This window comes from Pseudomonas moraviensis, from assembly GCF_900105805.1.
Classification (GTDB): Bacteria; Pseudomonadota; Gammaproteobacteria; order Pseudomonadales; family Pseudomonadaceae; genus Aquipseudomonas; species Aquipseudomonas moraviensis_A.
On sequence record NZ_LT629788.1, the window covers coordinates 2,738,146 to 2,761,909 of the forward strand.

Genomic DNA, 23,764 nt, shown 5'->3' on the forward strand with positions numbered 1-23,764 from the left:
CTCGGCAGCGCCCGCACAAAAAGAGCGATCAACCCGCCCGTGCCATGCAGTGCTCGATCAACGCTTCAAGCTCACGCTGGTAATCGCTCATCAGCGCATCCATGGTGCCGGCGCGGTAACGCTGGTTGCTGTAGATGCAGCGCAAGGCCAGTTGCCCGTCATAGACCTGGCCGACGATTTCCAGCCAGTTGCCCAGGTTCGCCTTGAGGCTGTAGTTGTCGCCGGTTTCTTCCAGTGCCGGCACCAGCAACGCCTGTTCATCGAAGCTCTGGTCGAACTGCCCGAGGTAGTTGAACGTCACCCGCGCCTGCGGCAAACCGGCGAGTTGCGCGCAGATGTCCGGGCCGGCCAGATGACGCAGCACGCCGTAGCCGATGCCCTTCTGCGGTACACCTGCCAGTTGCGCCTGCACATCGATGATCGACCGGCCGATGTCCTCACTGTCCGGGCGCAAACGCACCGGGAACATGCTGGTGAACCAGCCGAGGCTGCGGCTCAGGTCGATCGATTCGAAGAGGTCTTCGCGACCGTGCCCTTCAAGCAGAATCAGCGCCGACGGTTGCTGGCTCCAGCGGCACAGGGCGCGGCTGAGCGCTGACAGCAGCAGGTCGTTGATCTGCGTGCCGTACACCGCCGGGGCCTGTTTGAGCAGTTGTTCGGTGTGCTCGCGGGACAGCTTCAGCCGTGCCTGCGCCTGTTGCCGCACAAGGTTCTTGCCGCGCGGGTTGTCGCACGGCAGATCGACGCCCGGTTGATCCAGTTGCTCGAGCCAATAGGCCAATTCCTGCTCGGCAATCACAGGCGCCTGCGCCTGCAACGCTTCGGCGAACGAACGATAACTGCTGGTGCGAATCGGCAACTGCGCTGGCAGCCCCTGCACGCAAGCCTCATAAGCGACTTTCAGATCGTCGAGCAGAATCCGCCACGACACGGTGTCGACCACCAGGTGATGAATCACCACCAGCAACCGCGCCTGACCGTCCGGCAAGGCCACATGCATGACCCGCCAGACCGGTCCGTCATCAAGTTTGAGGCTGCGCTGCGCAAGGTTGGCCAAGGCTTCGACCTCGTCGCTGTTCTGCGCTTCACGGCGCCACAGCACAGCCTCGTCGGATGCGCTGGTGCTGTAGCGCTGCAACCAGCGCCCGCCGTCCTTGGAAAAGCGCAAACGCAGCGAATCGTGATGTTGTTCGATCAAGCCCAGTGCCTGTTCCAGGGCATCGAGATCCAGTGGCTGACGTGCGCTGAGCAGCAACGACTGGTTGTAGTGATGCGCCTCGGCCATGCCTTCGGCGAAGAACCATTCCTGGATCGGCAGGAGATTGAACGCGCCTTCTGCGGCCACCTGGGTCAGGTCCGGCAGTGCTTGCCCAGCGCCCTCCTTCGCCACTTGCTGCTCGACGATGCCGGCGATGGTCTGATAGCGCATCAGATCGCGCAGCTTCAGCTCCATCTGCAGGGTCGGATGGTTTCTCACCCGCGAGATCACTTGCAGGCTGAGGATCGAGTCGCCGCCCAGTTCAAAGAAGTTATCGCTGATACCGACCTGCTCGACCTGCAGCACCTGCGCCCAGATTTGCGCCAGCAGGCTTTCCTGCTCAGTGCGGGGGGCAAGGTATTCGTCGCTTTTGAATTGCGGTTCAGGCAGTGCCTTGCGATCGAGTTTGCCGTTGGGCGTGACCGGGAATGCGCTGAGGCAGACGATCTGCGCCGGCACCATGTATTCCGGCAGCGAGGCGCGCAGCCCGGCCTTGAGTTCATCGCCGATGTCTTCACCGCTGGCGGTGACCACGTAACCGATCAGTTGCTTGCCGGACGCATTGTCCCGAGCGATGACCAAAGCATCACTGACCGTTGGTGATTGACGCAGGCTGGCCTCGACTTCACCCAGCTCGATACGGAAGCCGCGCACCTTGACCTGATGGTCGATGCGCCCGACGTAATCGACCACACCGTCCGGGCGACGGCGCACCAGATCGCCGCTGCGGTACAGGCGTTCGCCCGGGGCAAACGGGTTGGGCACGAAGCGCTCGGCGCTCAGATCGGGGCGCCCGTAATAACCGCGAGCAATACCGTAACCGCCGATGTACAACTCACCGGCAAAACCTGGCGGCAGCGGATTCAGATCGTCGTCGAGCACGTACAGCGAACGCGCACCGACGGCGCGACCGATCGGCGCGTACGCCGCTTCGCAATGCTGGCTGATGGCGACTTTCCAGAGCATCGGCGTGACCACGGTTTCGGTCGGGCCGTAGCCGTTGGTGAAGTACTGCGGACGCAAAGCGGCTTTGACCTGTTCGAAGGTCTGCTCTGGCACCGCATCGCCACCGAAGCAGTAGATGCGTACCGCTGGCGGCGCGATGCCGCTGGCTGCCGCGTACTCGGCCAGTTGTTTGAGGTAGGCCGGCGGGAAGCAGGCGATGGTCACGCCGTAATCGTGCAGGGCCTGATAGGTCTGCTCCGGGGTCCACAGGCAACCGTCGCGGATCACCAGACGACCGCCGCTGTACAACGTACTCAGCCAGCGTTCATGGGCGCCGTCGAAAGCGAACGACATGAAGTGCAGCTCGCAACTGCTGGCGTCCATTTCGTACAACTCGGCGATGGCCTGGCAGTGCATGCTCAGCGGGCCTTGTGTGACGGCCACGCCTTTCGGCCGCCCGGTGGAACCGGAGGTGTAGACCAGATAGGCCAGGCTCTGCTCATGAACATCGCAAACCGGAGCAGCGTCGCTGTAGAGACTACGATCGAGCTGATCGATTTCCAGACGCAGCACGCCCTGCGGCGTCGGCATCGTCGCGCGCAGGCTGGTTTGCGTCAGCAGCAAAGCCATGCGCGAATCTTCGATCATGTAGGCCAGGCGCTCCGGCGGATAGTCGATATCCAGCGGCACGTACGCGGCGCCGCTCTTGAGCACGGCAAGGAAGCTCACCAGCATTTCCAGCGAACGCGGCAACGCCACGCCGATCACCACTTCAGGCCCGGCACCGTGGGCGATCAGGCACTGCGCCAGTCGGTTGGCCTGACGCTCGAGTTCGGCGTAGCTCAGGCTTTCGCCGGCGCATTGCACGGCGATCGCGTCAGGTTGCTGTTGCGCATGACGACTGATCAGCTCCGGCAGCAACTGCGGCGCGTGGCGGTGAGAAGGCTCGGCACTCCAGGCCTGCGCCGCGTGCCATTGTTCGGCGGACAGACGCTGCAGATTACCCAATCGCTCATACGGCGCCGCCATCATCGCCGCGAGGGTGTTTTCCAGGGTCAGGCGAATGCCTTGCACCGCCTCGGCGCTGAAGTGGCTGCGCAGGTACAGGTATTCGATCGACAACTCGTCGCCGAGCATCACCGCAAGGTCCATCGGCACGTTGGTCACGCCATGGCCGATGGATTTGCCGAAGGTCAGCTCGGTGTCGGTTTCTTCCTGCAAGCGCTCGTCGATCGGGAAGTTCTCGAACACGACAATGCTGTCGAACAGCGCCTGACCACCGAGGTTCGACCAGCGCTGCACATCCGCCAGCGGTGCCTGCGAATAGTCGCGAATGTCGAGGTTGTAGGCCTGCACTTCGCCCAGCCAGTCGGCCAGACGCTGATCGGCCTGTGGGGTCTGAATGATCGGCAAGGTGTTGATGAACAGGCCGAGCATGTTGCCGACATTCGGCAGACTTTCCGGACGCCCCGACACGGTGGCACCGAAGGTCACCGTTTGCTGGCCGGTGTAGCGCTGCAACAGCAGCAGCCACGCACCCTGGATCAGCGTGTTGGGGGTGATGCGCAGATCACGGCAGAACTCCAGCAGACGCGCGGTTTGCGCCTTGTCCCAATTCGAATAGAGCGCATCGTGGCCGGTAACGTCGGCGCTGTGGCGCGGGTGCATCGCCTGACTCAGCGCGGTCGGTTCGTTGACCACCGCCAGACGTGCTTTCCAGAACAGCTCCTGGGCGTCCTGATCCTGTGCCTGCAACCAGGCAATGAAGTCGCGATAGCGGCCATTTTCGCCAGTCACCTGGCCCGTGGAGTAATACTGCAAAACCTCGCCGAACAGCCGCGAACTGCTCCACCCGTCCATCAGAATATGGTGGCTGGTCCAGATCATCTGGTACTGCTCGTCGCCCAGATGCAGCAAGGTCACGCGCTGCAAACGCGCTTCGGACAAATCAAAACCCAATGCGCGGTCGGCGCTTGCGAATTCGGCAATCGCCGCCTCGCTGCAATCCTTGTCACGCCAATCGAGCACCTGCATCTGCAGCGGCGCATGGCGATGCACGACCTGCAACGGCTTGGCCAGCCCGTCCTGCCAATGGAAACTGGTGCGCAGGATCGCCTGCCGGACGATGACGAATTCCCAGGCCCGGCGGAAGCGCTCCACGTCGAGACCCTTGATCGGCAGGCTGACCTGTTGCACGTAAAGGCTGCTGCCGTTATCCGACAGCGTATGGAACAGCATGCCTTCCTGCATCGGCGACAGCGGGTAGACGTCTTCGATCAGCTCCGCCGGCACCGGCAAGGCATCGAGCTGGGCCTGATCCAGTTGCGCCAACGGGTAGTCGGCAGCGCTGGCGGATTGCGCGTCTTCAAGCGAAACCACCGCGGCGAGTTTCTGCACCGTCTGCTGCTGGAACAGGTCTTTGGGGGTGAAGCAAATGCCCTGCTGCCGCGCGCGGCTGACCAGTTGAATCGAGATGATCGAATCACCGCCGAGGGCGAAGAAATTGTCGGTCACGCCGACCCGCTCGATCTTCAGAATGTCCTGCCAGACCTCAGTCAGTTGCTGTTCCAGCGGCGTCGACGGTGCCACGTAATCGCGTTGCGACTGGCTGGCGTCCGGTGCCGGCAAGGCCTTGCGATCGAGTTTGCCGTTGGGTGTCAGCGGCAATTGCTCGAGGAACAGCCACTGCGCCGGCACCATGTAGTCCGGCAGATGCGCCTTTAGCGCGGCTTGCAGTTCGGCGCTCAGCGCGTCCAGTTGCGCGAGGCTTTGATCGGCTTCGGCCGGCACCACATAAGCCACCAGTTGCTGGCCGCCAACGCCGTCCACCGCCAGCACCACGCCTTCGTGCACGCTGGCCTGGGCCAGCAGACGCGCTTCGATTTCCCCCAGTTCGATACGGAAGCCGCGCACCTTGACCTGATGGTCGATGCGGCCGACGTATTCGATTCGGCCGTCATCCAGCCAGCGCGTCAGGTCGCCAGTGCGGTACATGCGCTCGCCGTTGCGCGCCAACGGATTGGGCACGAAGCGCTCGGCGGTCAGGCCCGGGCGCAACAGATAGCCACGGGTGATGCCGTCGCCGGCCAGATACAGCTCCGCGGCGATGCCGATTGGGGCTGCCTGCAATTGCTCGTCGAGCAGGTACGCAGTGGTGTTGCGCAATGGCCGGCCGATGTTGGCCTGACCGCCGAGTTCGCGGCGCGTCCAGGTCGAATACGTGGTGTCTTCGGAAGGCCCGTACAGATCGTAGACGTGGGCGACCGAGGTCTCGCGGTACAGCGTGTCGACCAGCGCCTGCTTCAGCGGCTCGCCCGCCAGATTGATGATGCGTACGCCCGGCGGGATCTGGCCAATGCGTTGCAGCGCGGCAATCGCCGACGGCACGGTGTTGATCAGGCGCACCTGATCACGCTCGGGCAAGTCCGGCAGTTCCAGGGCATTGCGTGCCATGACGACGGATCCGCCACGTGCCAGGGTGACGAAAATCTCCCACACTGACAGGTCGAAGCACACTGACGTCGAGGCCAGCACGCCTTGCAGGTCGTCTTCGCTGTAGACCTCGGCGGACCAGTGAATCAGTGCCTGCACGTTGCGATGGGCGATGGCCACGCCTTTCGGTTTGCCGGTGGAACCGGAGGTGTAGATCACATAGGCAAGATTGGCCGAGTCAGCGCGCGCCGGCAGGTTGTCCGGTGCCTGCGCGGCAAACGCCTCGCCGCCGGCCTCGACCAGCACCACCTGCGCTTCGGTGGACGGCAATTGCGCCAGCAACGCTTGCTGGGTCAACAGGACTTTCGCCTGGCTGTCGTCGAGCATGTAGGCCACGCGGTCGGCCGGGTAGTCAGGGTCCAGCGGCACATAGGTGCCCCCGGCCTTGAGCACTGCCATCAGGGCGATCACCAGTTCCGCCGAACGCGGCAGTGCCACGCCGACGCGCACCTCGGCCGTCACGCCGAGCGTCAACAGATGTCGGGCCAACTGGTTTGCACGCCGATTCAGTTCGCCGTAGCTCAAGGCCACGCCGGCATGACTCAACGCCAGTGCCTGCGGATGTGCCGCCACCCGCGCTTCAAAGCTCTGCGAGATCAGGCGCTCGGCCGGATAAGCCGCGTGATTGTCGTTCCACTGCGCCAGCGTCTGACGCTCGGCCAGCGGCAGCAGACCGATCTCGCCGAGTGCCCGCTGCGGGGCCTGGATAAATTGCTCGAGCACTTCGCGCAAATGCCCGGCCAGACCGAGCACGCTGCGTTCGGCAAAGTGCTCGGTGAGGTAGTTGAAATCGAGGTTGAGCACTTCGCTGGCGCCGGCGATCAGGGTCAGACCGTAGTTGGTCTGCTCGCGATGTTCCAGGCCGGAGAAACGCAGCCCGCCCGGATTGGCCTCCAGCGCTTCGGAGACCGGGTAGTTCTCGAACACCAGCAAGGTGTCGAACAACGCCTCGCCGCTCAACGCGGCCAGACGCTGAATGTCCTGCAGCGGCGTCTGTTCGTAATCGCGTAGCAGCAGGTTCTTGTCCTGCACGCTGCGCACCCAGTCACCCACACTGAGGGTGGCCTGCGGGCTGGCGATCACCGGCAAGGTGTTGATGAACAGCCCCAATTGTTCCTCGATGCCCCGCAGCTCCACCGGACGCCCGGACACGGTGGCGCCAAACGCCACGGTGGCCTGACCGGTGTAGCGTTGCAACACCAGCAGCCATGCCGCCTGCACCAGACTGTTGAGCGTTACCTGTTGCTGGCGGGAGAAGTTGTTCAGACGCTGGGTGAATGCTTCGTCGAAATGCAGACGATGCATCTGCTTGCCCGGCCCCGGCACGGTGCGTCCGTGGCAGGCCGACGCCAGGCGGGTCGGCTCGTCGAGTTCGGCCAGTTGCCCGCGCCAGAAATCCTGCGCAGCCGCCTTGTCCTGGCCCTGCAGCCATACCAGAAAATCCCGATAGCGGCCCTGTGCGCTCGGCACTGGCTGGCCGGCGTAATCCTGCAGCACTTCACCGAACATCCGCGAGTTGCTCCAGCCATCCATGAGGATGTGGTGGCAAGTGAAAATCAGCCGATGGCGATCGTCGGCGGTGCGCAGCAGGCACAGGCGCAACAGCGGTGGATTCTGCAGATCGAAGCCGCGTTCACGGTCAGCCTGCGCCCGTGCTTCAAGCACCGCCGGCAGATCGGCGACATCGCGCACATCGATTTCCGGCATTTCCAGGGTCAGTTGGCGGTTGATCACCTGCAACGGCGCGTCGAGGCCATCGCGGCCCCAGATGAAACCGGCGCGCAGCACTTCATGGCGATCGACCACGCGCTGCCAGGCTTGCTGGAACCGCACGACGTCGAGGCCGTCGATGTCCAGCAGCATCTGATAGACGTAGGCGCTGGCGTCCGCGTCGTACAGGCTGTGGAACAGAATGCCTTGCTGCATCGGCGCCAGCGGATAGATGTCCTCGATGCGCTGGGCGGCGATCGGCAGGCTGTCCAGATGCGCCTGGGACAAACCGGCCAGCGGCACGTCGGACGGCGTGAGGCCGCCCGAGTGGCTGAGACAGTGGTCGATCAACTCGCTCAGCGCCACTTCGTAAGCGCGGGCCAGAGCGGCAATGGTCGCCTCTTCGAAGACGTCGCTGCTGTAGGTCCAGGTCAGGCTCAACTGGCCCTGATAAACCCGGCCATCGATGGTCAGCCAATTGGCCATCGGCGCGTTTTCGTCCTGACCGGCGCCCTTGTCTTCGGTGGCCGGCCGCCACAAAGCGTCTTCGTCGAAGTTGTTATCGAACTGGCCGAGGTAGTTGAACGTCACCTGCGGTTGCGCCAGTTCATGCAACGCCGCTTGTGCGTCGGGCGTGCCGAGATAACGCAGCAAACCGTAGCCGATGCCCTTGTTGGGGATCGCGCGCAGTTGCTCCTTGATGCCTTTGATCGAGGTTTGCAGACTGGCGTTTGGCGTCAGGCGCACCGGGAACATGCTGGTGAACCAGCCCACGGTGCGGCTCAGGTCGATGTCATCGAAGAGGTCTTCGCGGCCGTGTCCTTCGAGCTGCACCAGCGCACTGTCGCTGGCGGTCCACTCACACAACACTCGCGCCAGTGCGGTCAGTAGCAGGTCGTTGACCTGGGTGCGGTAGACCGCCGGGGCCTGTTGCAGCAACTGGCGAGTCCGTTCGGCGTCCAGCCGGGTGTCGACGCTGCGCTCGAAGCGGTTGTTCAACTGGCCCTGCGGATTGTCCAGCGGCAAACCGAGCGGCACGTCGCGCAACTGCTCGCGCCAGTAGGCCAGTTCATTGTCCAGCGCCGCGCTGCGCGCATGCTCTTGCAGGCGCAAGCCCCAGTCTTTGAACGCGCTGGTCTTCGCCGGCAGGTGCACGCTCTGTCCGCTGCTGATCTGCTGATAGGCGCTTTGCAGGTCTTCCAGCAGGATTCGCCACGACACGCCGTCGACCACCAGGTGATGGATGACCAACAGCAGACGCTGACTGGCGTCCGGCAAGTCGACCAGCGCCGCGCGGATCAGCGGGCCGTTTTGCAGGTCGAGGCTGCGCTGCAGGTCCAGGCACAGCGCTGGCAAGGCCGCGCTGTCGTCCAGCGTGAAAGTGCGCAACAACGCTTGTGGCTGATCCGCCGCGCCATGGCTTTGCTGCCAGCCCTGTTCGGTTTGGCGATAACGCAGACGCAAGGCGTCGTGCTGTTTTTGCACTTGTGCCAAGGCCTGTTGCAGCGCAGCGGCTTGCAGGGTTTTCGCCGGGGTCAGCAGGATCGACTGGTTCCAGTGATGGCGCGCCGGGATGTCGCAGTGGAAGAAGTAATGCTGGATCGGCGTCAGCGGCGCATCGCCGAGCACCTCGCCCTGCTCCGTTTGCACGGCGTCGCTCTGTTGCGCGACGGTGGCCAGACGCTGCACGGTCTGGTGCTGGAAAATGTCCTTGGGCGTGAAGCGAATGCCGGCCTGCCGCGCGCGACTGACTAACTGAATCGAGATGATCGAATCGCCGCCCAGCTCGAAGAAGTTGTCGTGCAGCCCTACCCGTTCGACCTTGAGCACGTCTTGCCAGATCTCGGCCAGACGCTGTTCCAGTTCACTGCGCGGTGCGGCGTACGCCTCCTGCACCTGGGCGACGTCCGGCTGCGGCAGCTGCTTGCGATCGAGTTTGCCGTTGGCGGTCAGTGGCAGCAGCTCAAGGAACGCCCAACTGACCGGGACCATGTAATCCGGCAGGGTTTCGCGCAGGTGCGCCTTGATCGAATCGCGCAGGGCGCCCTGCTCGTCCGCGTTCACTGCCTCGACGGGCACGACCCAGGTTGCCAGTTGCTGGCCGCTGAGGCCGTCCACCGCCAGCACCACCGCTTCGCGCACCTGCGGATGCTTGAGCAGTTGCGCTTCGATTTCGCCCAGTTCGATGCGGAAGCCACGGATCTTCACTTGGTGGTCGATACGGCCGATGTACTCGATCACCCCGTCGCCGCGCAGCCGTGCAAGGTCGCCGGTACGGTACAGGCGCTCGCCTGCCTTGCGATTGAACGGGTCGGGCACGAAGCGGGTGGCGCTCATGCCGGACTGATTCAGATAACCACGGGCCAGACCGGCACCGGCGATGTACAACTCGCCGATGCAGCCTTGTGGCACCAGGTTGAGCGAGCCATCGAGCAAGTACCACGACAGGTCGACAATCGGCGCGCCAATCGGGCTGCTGTGGTTGCTGTGCAGATCCGCCAGCGACAACGGCCGGTAAGTCACGTGCACGGTCGTTTCGGTGATGCCGTACATGTTGACCAGCGTCGGCGCGCGGTCGCCAAAACGTTCGAACCACGGGCGCAGGTTCTGCACTTCCAGCGCCTCGCCACCGAACACCACGTAACGCAGGGCATTACTGCGCGCAGAGTCACAGGCGACCTGCATCAACGGCTTGAATGCCGACGGTGTCTGGTTCAACACCGTGACATTTTCATCGCACAGCAGCGTGTAGAAATCCTCCGGCGAACGACTGACATCGTGGGGCACGACCACCAGTTTGCCGCCGTACAACAGCGCGCCGAAAATCTCCCACACCGAAAAGTCGAACGCGTAGGAATGGAACAGCGTCCAGCTGTCCTGCGGGCCGAATTCGAACCACTGCTCGGTGGCGCTGAACAGGCGCATGACGTTGCCGTGCGGCAGCAACGCGCCTTTGGGTTTGCCGGTGGAACCGGATGTGTAAATGACGTAGGCCAGATTGTCCGGCGTGATCAGGCATGGCGGGTTGCTTTCAATGCTGTGTTCCGGCGCCTGATCCAGATCGAGGCAGACCAGCCCCGGCGGAATCGGCAACTGCCCGAGCAAATGACCCTGGGTCAACAGCAATTGAATGCCGCTGTCGTCGATCATGTAGCTCAAGCGATCATCCGGGTAGCTCGGGTCCAGCGGCACATAGGCACCGCCGGCCTTCAGCACCGCGAGAATGGCGACGATCATGTCCAGCGAACGCTCCACCGCAACGCCGACGCGCACGTCCGGGCCGACACCCCGCTCGATCAGCGTATGCGCCCATTGGTTGGCGCGGCGATTGAGTTCAGCGTAGGTCAGGCATTGCCCGGCACAGGTCACGGCCACCGCGTCGGCATGCCGCGCGGCCTGGGCTTCGATGGCTTGCTGGATGCACTGGGTCAGCGGTTGTTCGACCCGCGGCGGATTCCATTGCGCCAATAGCTGTTGCTGCTGGCCGGCGTCGAGTATCGGCAATTGGCCGATGCGCTGGGTCGGCTCGGCGACGATCGCCTGCAACAGCGCAGTCCAGTGTTGCGCAAGGCGCTCGATAGTCGCCGCGTCGAACAGGTCGGTGGCGTACTTGAGTACCGCTTCGATGCCGTGGGCCTGTTCGGTGGTGTTGAGGGTCAGGTCGAATTGCGCGGTCTGGCTCTGCCATTCCAGCGGCGCGATGTTCAGACCGTTCAGGCGCGTCGCAACGCTCGCACGGCGCTCGGCCTGGTGGTTGAACATGACCTGGAACAGCGGATTGTGACTGAGGCTGCGGCCCGGCTCCAGCGCTTCGACCAGTTGCTCGAAGGGCAAGTCCTGATGCGCCTGCGCCTCCTGCGCGGTCTGTTTGACCTGACGCAGCAGCTCAACAAATGGCAGCTCTGCGTCGACATCCGCCTTGAGCACCTGGGTGTTGACGAAGAAGCCGATCAGGCGCTCGATTTCCACCCGGCCACGGTTGGCCACCGGCACGCCGACACGGATATCGCTTTGCCCGCTGTAGCGATGCAACAAGGCGTGAAACGAAGCCAGCAGCAACACGAACAGCGTGACGTTTTCCTGCCGGGCGAAGGCCTTGAGGGCATTGCTCAGCACCGGGTCAAGAATCAGGTTATGGCTGGCGCCGGCGAAGCTCTGCTCGACCGCGCGCGGGCGATCCAGCGGCAGCTCCAGCACCGGCTGTTCACCGCCGAGTTTTTCCTGCCAGTAGGCCAGTTGGCGCTCCTGCTCCCCGGCTTCCATCCACTGGCGCTGCCACAAGGCGTAATCAGCGTACTGGATCGGCAGCGCGGGCAGACCGGCGTCGTGACCGAGGTTGAAACCGGCGTAGAGCTGCACCAGTTCCTCGATCATCACTTGCAGCGACCAGCCATCGGAAACGATGTGGTGCAGGGTCAGCACCAGCACATGCTCAGCGGGGCTGACCTGGAGCAGCGCGGCACGCAGCAACGGGCCGTGCTGCAGGTCGAAAGTCTTCTGGCTCTGGGTCTGGACGAAGGCCTGGATCGAGCTGTCCGGGTCGTTCGCCAGATCAGCGCTCAGGTGATGAATCTCCAACGCAAAAGGTCCTGCGGGCAGGACCACTTGCAAGGGTTGTGCACTGTCTTGAGTGAATACCGTGCGCAAGGTTTCGTGGCGTTCGATCAGCGCCGCGATGCTGCGTTCCAGTGCCGGCACATCCAGCGGCCCCTGCAAGCGCAGGGCCGTCGGAATGTTGTAGGCCGCGCTGTGCGGTGCCCACTGCCAGAGGAACCACTGGCGCTGCTGAGCGTAGGACAGCAGCAACGGCTCTTCAGCCGTGCGCTTGAAAACCGGGGCAATGTCAAAGAGGTTGACGCCTTTCTGCTTGAGCAGAACCGCCAGAGCCTTTCTTTGCTTAGCCGAAAGTTGTCCTACCGACTCGATTAACTCTTGCACGCGTTTTTCCCTCTCAAGAAATCAGTTTTTCCAGATCATCGAGGGATAGACGTTTGAGGGCCTCCAGTGATTTAGCCAATTCATCCTGAACGGGCGACATTTCGACACGCAGCGCTTCGATCCGCGCGCAGAACTCCTTGAGCGTGTCGGTTTCGAACAGCGCCTTGAGCGGCACCTTGTCGCCGAGGCGCTCCTGCACCCGGGTCACCACCAGCGTCGCCAGCAGCGAATGCCCGCCAAGCTGGAAGAAGTTGTCCGCCAGCCCTACACGCTCGACCTCCAGCACCTCCTGCCAGATCGTTGCGATCTCCCACTGCAGGTCGCTTTGCGGCGCCTGGTATTGCTCCTGCATCGGGCTCTCGGCCAACGCCATCAGCGCCTTGCGATCGAGCTTGCCGTTGGGCGTCAGCGGGATCGCGTCGATCAGGTGCAAATGCCCCGGGACCATGTGCGCCGGCAAGCGGCTGACCAGCGCACTGCGCACCCGCTCGGTCAGGGTCGACCGCTCGCTGTCCGGCGCGGCGACGAGATAGGCATGCAGGTGTTTGCCAGCGGCACCGTCCTGCGCCAGCACCACCGCTTCGCCGATGTCGTCGAGCTCCAGCAGGCGCGCTTCGATCTCGCTGAGTTCGATGCGGAAACCGCGAATTTTCACCTGATGGTCGGCGCGACCGATGTACTCGATGTTGCCGTCGTCGCCCTCGCGCACCAGATCGCCGGTGCGGTACAGACGCTCGCCATTGCTCGCGTAAGGATTCGGCACAAAGCGTTCGGCGGTCAGCGCGGCGCGGTGCAGATAGCCGCGCGTCACCCCGGCACCCGCCAGGTACAGCTCAGCCGGCACACCCGCGGGCAGCGCCTGCAACTGACTGTCGAGCAGATACGCCACGGTGTTATCCAGCGGCCGGCCAATGTTCGCCCGGCCCTGCGGCGTGCGCAGGGTGAAGGTCGAATAGGTGGTGTCTTCCGACGGCCCGTAAAGGTCGTAGACCTGCTGCACCCGGGTGCTGGCATAGAGGCTGTCGACCAGACTCTGCTTGAGCGGTTCGCCGGCGAGATTGATGGTGCCGACCGAAGCCAGAATCTGCCCGGCCCGTTGCAACGCGGCAATCGCCGACGGCACGCTGTTGATCAGGGTGACCTGCTCGCGCGCCGGCAGATCGGCCAGCGCCAGGGCGTTGTCGGCCAGCACCAGACAGCCACCGCAGGCCAGCGTGACGAAGATTTCCCACACCGACAGATCGAAGCAGATTGAGGTAGAGGCCAGCACGCCGCGCAATTGCTCTTCGCGATAGACCCCCGCCGACCATTGAATCAGTGCCGACAGATTGCCGTGGCTGATCGCTACGCCTTTCGGTTTGCCGGTGGAGCCGGAGGTGTAGATGACGTACGCCAGATTGTCTGCAGCGAGGTTAACCAGCGGCGCAGTGACCGGGCATTCGCTGGCGACGCTCGCGTCCACCAGCAGCACCTGCGCACTCAAGGTGTCGGGCAGCATCGCCAACGCCGCCGGTTCGGTGAGCAGCACGGCGGCGCGACTGTCGTCCAGCATGTGCAGCAACCGTTCCTGCGGATAATCCGGGTCCAGCGGCACGTAGGCGCCACCGGCCTTGAGGATCGCCAACAGTGCGACCAGCATGTCCGGCGTGCGGCGCATGCACACGCCGACGCGCACCTCCGGCCCGACGCCCATGCCTTGCAGCTTGTGCGCCAGACGATTGGCCCGGGTATCGAGGCTTTGGTAATCGATGGACTGCTCAGCGAACCGCACCGCGCTCGCTTGTGGCTGCCGCTGCACCTGCGCGGCGATGTGCGCCAGCACCGTGCGTTGATCCGGCGCGGTCACCGGCGCCTTGCCCCACGCGATCGCTTGTTGCCGTTGTGGCTCGGCGAGCAGTTGCAGCGCACCCAGCGGCTGGGTGGCGTCGGCGAGGAACTGCTCGAGCAGGCCTTGCAACTGCGCACTCAACGCACTGATCGCTGGAGCGTCGAAACTGGCCTGATCGTAACTCACGCCCAGACTCAGCTCGCGGCCGGTGACCGCGACCAGCGTCAGCGGATAGTTGGTCTGCTCCTGCCGGCGGATTGCCGAGAACTTCAGGCCCGTCTCAGGGCCCTGCGCCAGCGCTTCCGCCATCGGATAGTTTTCGAACACCAGAATACTGTCGAACAATGCCCCGGCACCCGTGCCGGCCCAGCGCTGAATGTCGTACAGCGGCGTGTGTTCGTGCTCGCGCAACGCCAGATTGAGGTCCTGCACCAGTTGCAGCCATTGGCTGACGCCGATCTCCGGCGATGGCGCCGCCACCACCGGCAAGGTATTGATGAACAGGCCGATCTGCTGCTCGACGCCCGGTAAATCCGTCGGCCGCCCAGCCACGGTTGCACCAAACGCCACGTGATCCTGCCCGGTGTAGCGCTGCAACAGCAGCAGCCACGCCGCTTGCACCAGCGTGTTGAGGGTGACTTTCTGTTCGCGGGCGAAGCGGTTCAGTTCGGCCGTCAGCTGTTCGCTGAACACATGCTCATGATCGGCATAACCGCTTGCGTCGCGCTGCCGGACCGGCATGGCGCTGGCCAGTCGCGTCGGCTCTGCGAGTTCCGCCAGCGCCGCGCTCCAGAATTGCCGACTGGCCTGCTGATCGCGCTGGCCAAGCCATTCGATGTAATCGCGATAGCGCCCCTGCCCTGCGCTCGGCGTGATGCCGGCGTAGCGTTGCAGCACTTCGCCGAACAACTGCGAAGTGCTCCAGCCGTCCATGAGGATGTGATGACAGGTGTAGATCAGGTGATGAGTGTTCTCATCGGTGCGCACCAGCGTCACGCGCAACAGCGGCGCGTCGAGCAGATCGACACCGTTGTGCAGGTCTTCAGTGGCCAGATGATCAAGCGCTGAATCGAGGCCATCGCGACCGCGCCAGTCCTGCACCTGCCACGGCATCCGCACACAGCTGCGCACCACCTGCACCGGCGCTGCGGCATCCTGCGGCCAGACGAACGCGGTACGCAGGATATCGTGGGCGTCGAGGGTCTGCTGCCAGGCCTGGCGGAAGCGCTCGGCATCGAGTTGTTCCACATCGACCCGCAGTTGATTGGTATAGGCCGGGCTATCCGGCTCGTTGCGGCTGTGGAACAGAATGCCTTGCTGCATCGGCGACAGCGGGTACAGATCAACGATGTCACGCGGCGCGATCGGCAGCGCCGACAGCTGCTCTTGCGTGAGGTTGGCGAGGTTGAAGTCCGAGGGTGTCACGCCACCGGCGCCGCTCTCGCAGCAATGTTCGATCAGGCGCTCCAGCTCGACGCGATAGGCCTCGGCCAACGCCTCGATGGTCTCGGCGCGGTACATGCCGGTGCCGAAAGTCCAGGTCAGTTCCAGCTCACCGCCGAAGACCTGACCGTCGACACTCAGCCAATTGCCCAGCGGCGCCTGCTCATCCTGATTGGCACCGGTGCTGTCAGCGCTTGGCACGAACAACGCGCCTTGCTCAGCGCTGAACGCGCCGTCGAACTGGCCGAGATAATTGAAGGTCACCCGGGGTTGCGCCAGCGCCTGCAACTCGGCAGAACGCGTGAGGTAACGCAGCACGCCATAACCGATGCCTTTGCCCGGCACCGCACGCAGTTGCTCCTTGATCGCACACAGCGACGCAACGGGATTTTCCTGCGGGGTCAGGCGCACCGGGAACAGGCTGCTGAACCAGCCGACCGTACGGCTCAGGTCGATGTCGTCGAACAGGTCTTCACGACCATGACCTTCGAGCTGGATCAACACCGAAGGCTGCTCGCTCCAGTCACACAGCACCCGCGCCAATGCAGTCAGCAACAGATCATTGATCTGCGTGCGATACGCCGCCGGGGCGACTTTCAGCAGCTTGTCGGTCAGTGTCTGGCTCAGGCGCGTACTGGCGCGGGCGGCCTCGGCGCGGGTCTGGCTGTCCTCGGCAAAATCCCGTGGCAGGGCCGCGTCGTCGGCCTCAAGGGTCTGACGCCAATAAGCGCTTTCAGCCGCCAACGTTTCGCTCTGTGCATAACGATGCAACTGCCCGGCCCAGTCGTGCAGCGAACTGCTTTTGCCCGGCAACGCGAGCGCCGTTCCCGCCGCCAGGGCGTGGTAGGCCTGCTGCAAGTCCTCCAGCAGAATGCGCCACGACACGCCATCGACCACCAGGTGATGGATCACCAGCAGCAGACGTTGCTCGGCATTCGGCAGATTGACCAGCACCGCGCGCAGCAAATGCCCGCGTTGCAGATCCAGGCTGCGCTGCGCCGCGTCGACCAGCGCTGGCAAGGCGTCGAGGTTGTCCAGCTCGTGGACCCAGAGCAGTTCGGCATCACCCTGCGGCTGCGGCAGTGCCTGCCAGCGATCGCCCGACTGCACAAAGCTCAAGGCCAGTGCTTCGTGCTGTTCGAGCAACGTCGCCAGCGCCTTGCGCAGATGCACGGCGTCCAGCGCCAGGGTCGGTTGCAACATCACCGACTGATTCCAGTGCTGGCGCTGGACAATCGGCGTCTCGAAGAAACGCTCTTGAATCGGCAGCAACGGCAATGGCCCGCGTGCCACAGTTGCGGCAGCGGCAGCGGCAGCCGGTTTGGCCTCGATCAGTTTGGCCACAGCGGCGAGTTGGCCGATGGTCTGTTTTTCGAACAACTGCTTGGGGCTGAGCTTGATCCCCTGGCGCTTGGCCCGGGCGATGATCTGCAGACTGAGAATCGAGTCGCCACCCAGTTCGAAGAAGTTATCGCTGCTGCCGACCCGCTCGAGCTTGAGCACCTCGGCCCAGATGGCAGCCAGTTTCTCTTCGATCTCACCGACCGGCGCGACGAACTGCTGGCTGACCACGCCGGGCACGGGCAAGGCGCGTTTGTCGAGTTTGCCGTTGGCCGTCAGCGGCAGCTTATCGAGCAACAGCAACTGCGCCGGCACCATGTAGTCCGGCAGCCGCGCCTGCAATTGCTCGCGCAGATCCTGCGCCTGCACTTTCGCTCCCGCTAGCGGCACGCACCAGGCAAGCAGTTGCAGGCGCGCCGGATCGTCATCCAGTGGCAGCGCGAGCACGGCGGCTTCGCTGACGCCGTCGAGGCTGAGCAACAGCCGCGCGACTTCCGCGGGCTCGACGCGGTAGCCGCGCACTTTCACTTGATCGTCGGCACGACCGATGAATTCCAGCGCCTGCTCGCGGTTGCGCCGGACCCGGTCGCCGCTGCGGTACACCCGCGCGCCGGCTGCGCCGAACGGGTCGGGCAGGAAACGTTCGGCGGTCAGCCCCGGCTGATTCAGGTAACCCAGGGCAACGCTGTCGCCGCCGATGTACAGCTCACCGGCAACCTGATCGGCCACCGGGTTGAGCACATCGTCGAGCACATAGACATGGGCACCGGCCAACGCCGTGCCGACCGGAACGCTGCGCGTTTGCGCGGCAAGTGCTTCGACCTCATGGGTCAGCACGCCTACGGTGGTTTCGCTCGGGCCATAGTGATTGATCAGGCGACAGCCCGGTTTCAGTTGCTGCACGCGCTCGACCAGCGCCGGCGAACAGGCTTCGCCGCCGACGATCAATGCGTGTTCCGGCAGCACGTCGGCTGGCTTGGCCGCCTGCAACAGCGCGGCGAGATGGCCGGGAACGATTTTCAGCACGCCGACGCGATGGCGGGCCATGTAATCGGCAAAGCGGTCCGGGTCGAAACCGAGCTCTTCCGGCAGCACATGCAGCAGGCGGCCCGAGCACAACGCGCCGAACAGCACGGTGAAGCCAAGGTCGGCGGCGATGGTCGAAACCAGCGCCATGCTCGCCTCGGGCGCAGGCGCCAGACGCTCGAGGACGCCGCGCACATAACCGCCCAGCGCAGCGTGGCTGACCAGCACGCCCTTGGGTTGCCCGGTGGAACCGGAGGTGTGAATCACATAGGCCGGCGATTGTGCATGTAGCGTCAGCTCAGGCGCGGACGCCGGCAGCGACTGCCATTGCTCCGGGGCAAATTCAAGACCCTGACAGCCCTCGACCGCCAGTTCGCTGACCCGCGCACCGCTTTCGGCAGCGATCAACGCCCGTGCCTGCGCAGCCCCGAGCATCTGGTGCAGGCGTGCGCTCGGTGCCTTGACGTCCAGCGGCATGTACACCGCGCCAGCCTTGAGAATCGCCAACACGCAAGTCAGCCAGTCCAGCGAACGCTCCAGCAGCACCGCCACCGGTTCGCCAACATTGATGCCCTGCGCACGCAAATAATGGGCGAGACGGTTGGCTTGCTCATCCAGTGCCTGGAAAGTCATGGTCTGCTGAAGATCACGGGCGGCCAGCGCCTGCGGCTGGCGGGCCACTTCACGGGTCCAGTGCTGCAACACCGTCAACGCCGGTTCGCGTTGAATGGCAAGCGCCGCAGGCCGTTGCGTGGCGACCGTGTGCAGCGGCGCCTGCGGCGCATTGAGCAATTGGCTGAACAGGTCGAGCAACATCGGCACGAAAGCGGCGACCGTTTCCGCCCGATAGAGATCGCTGGCGTAGGTCATCTGACCGTGGATCAGCGCGCCGTCGTCGGTGATGTCCAGGGCCAGATCGAAATGCGTGCCGTCCTTGGCCAGCGGGTATTCGCTGACGGTCAGACCGGGTAAGGCCATCGAGCGTTGTTTCTGCATGCCGACGTTCTGGTTGAACTTGGCCTGGAACAACGGGTTGTGACCGAGGGTGCGCTCGGCGACCAATTCGTCGACCAGTTGCTCGAACGGCAATTCCTGATGCGCCTGCGCGCCGAACGCCGCTTCCCGCACCTGCGCCAGCAGATCCGCGAAACTGCCGCGCTCATCGACCTGGCAACGCAGCACTTGGGTGTTGACGAAGAAACCGATCAACCCTTCGACTTCGGCGCGGCCACGGTTGGCATTCGGCACGCCAACACGTATGTCGCGCTCGCCGGCCAGACGCGAGAGGAACAGCGAGAACCCGGCCAGCACCAGCATGAACAGGCTGATGCCCTGGCTGCGGGCAAAAGCATTGAGCTGGCGCGACAGGTCGGCACCGAAATCGAAGCTCAGGGTCTGCCCCGCAAAACTCTGGGTCAGCGGTCGGGCAAAGTCCGGCGCCACTTCCAGCAGCGGATGCTCGTCACCCAGTTGCTGACGCCAGTAGTCGAGCTGGCGCTCGCCCTCGCCTGCTTCCAGCCAGCGTCGCTGCCAGATCGCATAGTCGGCGTACTGCAATGGCAACGCCGGCAACTGCGGCTCGCGCTGCAGGCTGAAGGCCTGATAGCACTGGACGAATTCCTTGACCATGACGTCCATCGACCAGCCGTCGGAGACGATGTGATGCATGCTCACCACCAGCACGAACTCTTCGTCGGCCAAGGCAAACAGACTGGCGCGCAACAGCGGGCCATGGCGCAGATCGAACGGTTGCGCGGTGACGTCCTGCACGTGTTGCGCGAGTACTTGCTCGCGCTCTTGCGCCGCGATGCCCGTCAGGTCGAAGCGTTCCAGGGCAATACTCTGCTGCTCGAGAATCACCTGTTGGGGCTGATCGCCGTCAGTGTGGAACACCGTGCGCAACACTTCATGGCGCGCCAGCAGATGATCGAACGAACGGTTCAGCGCCGACTCGTCCAGCAGCCCCTTCAGACGCAAGCCGGCGGCCATGTTGTACGCGGCACTGTGCGGTTCCAGTTGCCAGAGAAACAACAGGCGCTGCTGGGCGAACGACAGGGGAATCGACGCGCAGTCATGGCGGCTGACCGGCAGCGGCAGCAGGCTGAAATCCTTGCCCTCCTCACGCAGCCTGGCGAGAAACAGCCGACGCTGTTCCAGCGGCAGGCCGACGAATCTTTGCGCAATACGTTCCGCCATCGTGCCGTTCATACTTCTTCTCCTTGCAAAGCATTCATGAACTGATCCATGTCGGACCAGTCGTCGTCGCCGCTCGCCTCGGCCAGTTGCCCGAGCACCTCGGCGAGATCCGCCAGCAGCGGTTTTTCGAACAGACTGCGCAGCGGCAGCACCACACCCATCTGCTCCTTGATTCGCGCGATCACCTGCGCGGCCAACAACGAATGGCCGCCCAGTTCAAAAAAGTGATCGTCCAGACCCACACGCGGCACCTGCAGCACCTCGGCCCAGACCTGCGCCAGGCACTGCTCGGCCGCCGATTGCGGGGCACGGTAATCGCCCTGCAACTGCGCCGGATCCGGCGCTGGCAAGGCCTTGCGGTCGAGCTTGCCACTCGGCGTCAGCGGCAGGTTCGCCAGCAACAGCAGATGCCCCGGCACCATGTAATCCGGCAGGCTGGCTTGCAGCGCGGCGCGGGTCTGCTGACGGAACAGCGCTTGCGTCGCCGCACTGGCGAGCGCTGCCGGTTCCGTCACCACGTAGGCGACCAGTTGCGTACCGCCCGCGAACGGCACCGCCAGCACCACCGCTTCGCGAACCCCGGGACATTGCTGCAGGCGCGATTCGATCTCGCCCAGTTCGATGCGGAAACCGCGAATCTTCACCTGATGATCGACCCGACCGACGTACTCCAGCGCGCCATCGCCGCGCAGCCGCGCACGATCGCCGGTGCGGTACAGGCGCTGACCGTCGGCGAACGGGTCGGCAATGAAACGCTCGGCGCTGAGGCTCGGCTGACGGTGATAACCCCGTGCCAGTCCCGGCCCACCGATGTACAACTCGCCCACCGCGCCTTGCGGCAGCAGGTTCAGGTCATCGTCGAGCACGTACAGGCGCCGCGCCGCCAGCCCCTTGCCGATCGGCATGCCGCGCCACGACACATCCTGCGCGGTCAGCCCGGTGCAGTCATGAATCGTCGAGACCACCGTGGCCTCGGTCGGCCCGTAGGTGTTGAGCAGGCGCACATGGCCGAGCCCGGCCTGCTGCCACAGGCGCAAGCCGTCCACCGCCATGGCTTCGCCGCCAACGTGAACCTGACGCAGCGCGGCGAAACTTGCCGGCGGTTTCGCCGCGTATTCCTGCACCAGCCAATACCAGTAGGCCGCCGGCAAGTCGGCAAGAGTGACGCCCTGATCGATGATGACCTGATGCAGCGTCGCGCTGTCCCACAACGGCGCGTCGCGCATGACCACGCTGGCGCCATGGCACAACGGCGGGAAAAACTGCTCGACGAAACCGTCGAAACTGCTGGTGGCGAATTGCAGAACCCGGTCGCCTTCGTGCAGATCGCTGTAATCGATGGCGCGGGCGATGAACTCGCTCAGCGCACCGTGACTGACAGCCACGCCTTTCGGCCGCCCGGTGGAGCCAGAGGTGTAGATCACGTAGGCGAGGTTGTCGGCTTCGACCGTGACCGGCAGATTGTCGGCCTGCTCACTGTCGGGCAACTGCTCCAGACACAGGCACTCGACACCATCGAGCGGCGGCAGGCTGGCGAGGCTTTGCCGGTCGCTGAGCAACAGTTTCAGACCGCTGTCATCGAGCACATGGCGCAAGCGTTCGGCCGGGGTCTGCGGGTCCAGCGGCACGTAGGCACCACCGGCCTTGAGCACCGCCAGCAGCGCCACCGCCAGTTCCAGCGAGCGCCCCAGCGCGACGCCGACCAGCACGTCCGGACCGACACCCCATGCGCGCACCTGATGGGCCAGACGATTGCTGCGAGTGTTGAGTTCGGCGTAGCTGAATGCCGGCGCAGGCGCAGAGGCCAACCGCACCGCCGGCGCTTGCCCAGTGCGCGCGACCTGCGCTTCGAACAGGGTTTGCACGCTGGTGAAACGAGGCGCAGGCGCAGTGGACTGAATCAGCGCTTGCCGTTCGCTATCGGCGAGCATCGCCACGTCACCGATCAACTGTTGCGGGTCGCGGCACACCGACTGGAGAATGTTGCGCCAATGCCCGGCCAGCGCGGCGATGGTCGCGGCGTCAAAAATATCCGTGGCGTAAGTGAAGGCGGCAAACAGTTGCTCGCCCTCCTCACGGGTGTCGAGCATCAGGTCACTGGTGGCCGCGTGTTGCCGAGCGCTGCCGGCCAGTTGTTCTTCGCTCAGATAGCCCACGCGCAAGCCTGAAGCGAGTTGCGCCTGATGCAAATCGGTGACCAGCGGTTGATGGTTGAACATCACCTGAAACAGCGGATTGTGGCTCTGGCTGCGTGCCGGTTGCAGGGCTTCGATCAGGGCGTCGAACGGCAGATCCTGATGGGCCTGCGCACCCAGTGCCGCCTGGCGCAGGCTCTGCAGCAGCTCAGTGAACGGCGTCTGCGCAGTGAGCGCGCTGCGCAGGATTTGCGTGTTGACGAAGAAGCCGATCAGGCCTTCGGTTTCACTGCGGGTGCGGTTGGCGATCAGTCCGCCGACACGAATATCGGTCTGGCCGCTGTAGCGATGCAGCAGGGTTTTGAACGCCGCCAAAAGCACCACGAACAACGTCACGCCCTGGCGCTGGGAAAGGCTTTTCAGCTCTTCACGCAGGGCTGCATCGATCACCGTTTCCAGGCGTGCGCCCTGATGGCTGGATTGCGCCGGATAGGCGCGGTCGGTGGGCAATTCCAGCACCGGATGCTCGTCGCCCAGTTGCGTGCGCCAGTAGTCCAGTTGCCGCTCACGCTCGCCAGCCTCCAGCCAGCTGCGCTGCCACAGCGCGTAGTCGCGATAGTGCACGGTCAGCGGCGCCAGCGTCGGTTCGCGCCCGGCCACCAGCGCATCGTAGGTGCGCATGAACTCATCGATCAGAATGTTCATCGACCAGCCGTCGGCGATGATGTGATGCAGGGTCAGCAGCAGCACATGTTCCCGCTCGGCCAGGCGCAACAGACGCAGACTCAGCAGCGGGCCGTTCTGCAGGTCGAAGGCCTGGGTCGCCTCGGCCATCATGTGCTGCTCCGCGAGCGGCCAGCGCTGTGCTTCGGGCAAACCGCCCAGGTCAGTAACGGCCAACTTCAGTGGCTGCGGCTCGGCCACACGCTGGAAGGCACGCTCGCCGTCCTGGCCGAAGGTGGTGCGCAAACATTCGTGGCGTGCCGCCAGGCGGCTGAAGGCCTGCTCAAGTGCCTCGACTTGCAGATCGCCATCCAGACGCACCGCCATCGGCAGGTTGTAGGCTGCGCTGGTCGGCTCCAGTTGCCAGAGAAACCACATGCGCTGCTGCGCGTAAGACAGGCCGTCGCGCTCAGCGATGCCGTCGCAGGCAGTCATGGGAAGCTGCGCAAAATCGATGCCTTCGCGGGCCATGCCGGCGAGGAACAAACGACGTTTGTCCTGGGGCAATTCGATAAAGCGGCGGGCTAGTTTCTGTGCGTCTGCGGCATTCATGCGTGGAGTCCTTGCTGATCGGCGGCGTGACCTGGAGACCCGGTCGTATCAACAAGAACGAATGGCCCGCGCAACGATTTAGCGCACCAGCGGCAATCGCAGCCCGACGGTACGAACGCCAGACAGACAAATGCCGAAGCCCGGTACAGGCCCGACTTCGGCATTCAAATTGAAGCG

General features: G+C 64.1%; 3 protein-coding genes. All 3 read right to left on the minus strand.

Translation table 11 applies throughout. The features are described from left to right. Positions 1 to 28: 28 nt before the first annotated feature. From BLU71_RS12220 to BLU71_RS12230, 3 genes are read right to left on the minus strand one after another with little or no spacing between them, the layout of a single operon-like run. The gene (locus BLU71_RS12220; RefSeq protein WP_083353188.1) at positions 29 to 12,343 is read right to left on the minus strand and encodes a non-ribosomal peptide synthetase; all 12,315 of its coding nucleotides are present in this window, start codon (positions 12,341 to 12,343) and stop codon (positions 29 to 31) included. A 13-nt stretch (positions 12,344 to 12,356) separates the two neighbouring features. Beyond that, on the minus strand, positions 12,357 to 20,189 hold the full coding sequence (locus BLU71_RS12225) for a non-ribosomal peptide synthetase (protein WP_083353189.1): 7,833 nt from the start codon (positions 20,187 to 20,189) through the stop codon (positions 12,357 to 12,359). Continuing rightward, a complete protein-coding gene (locus BLU71_RS12230; protein WP_083353190.1) occupies positions 20,186 to 23,587 on the minus strand; it encodes a non-ribosomal peptide synthetase in 3,402 nt (1,133 codons plus the stop codon). The genes BLU71_RS12225 and BLU71_RS12230 overlap by 4 nt, the downstream gene beginning before the upstream one ends. Positions 23,588 to 23,764 lie beyond the last annotated feature (177 nt).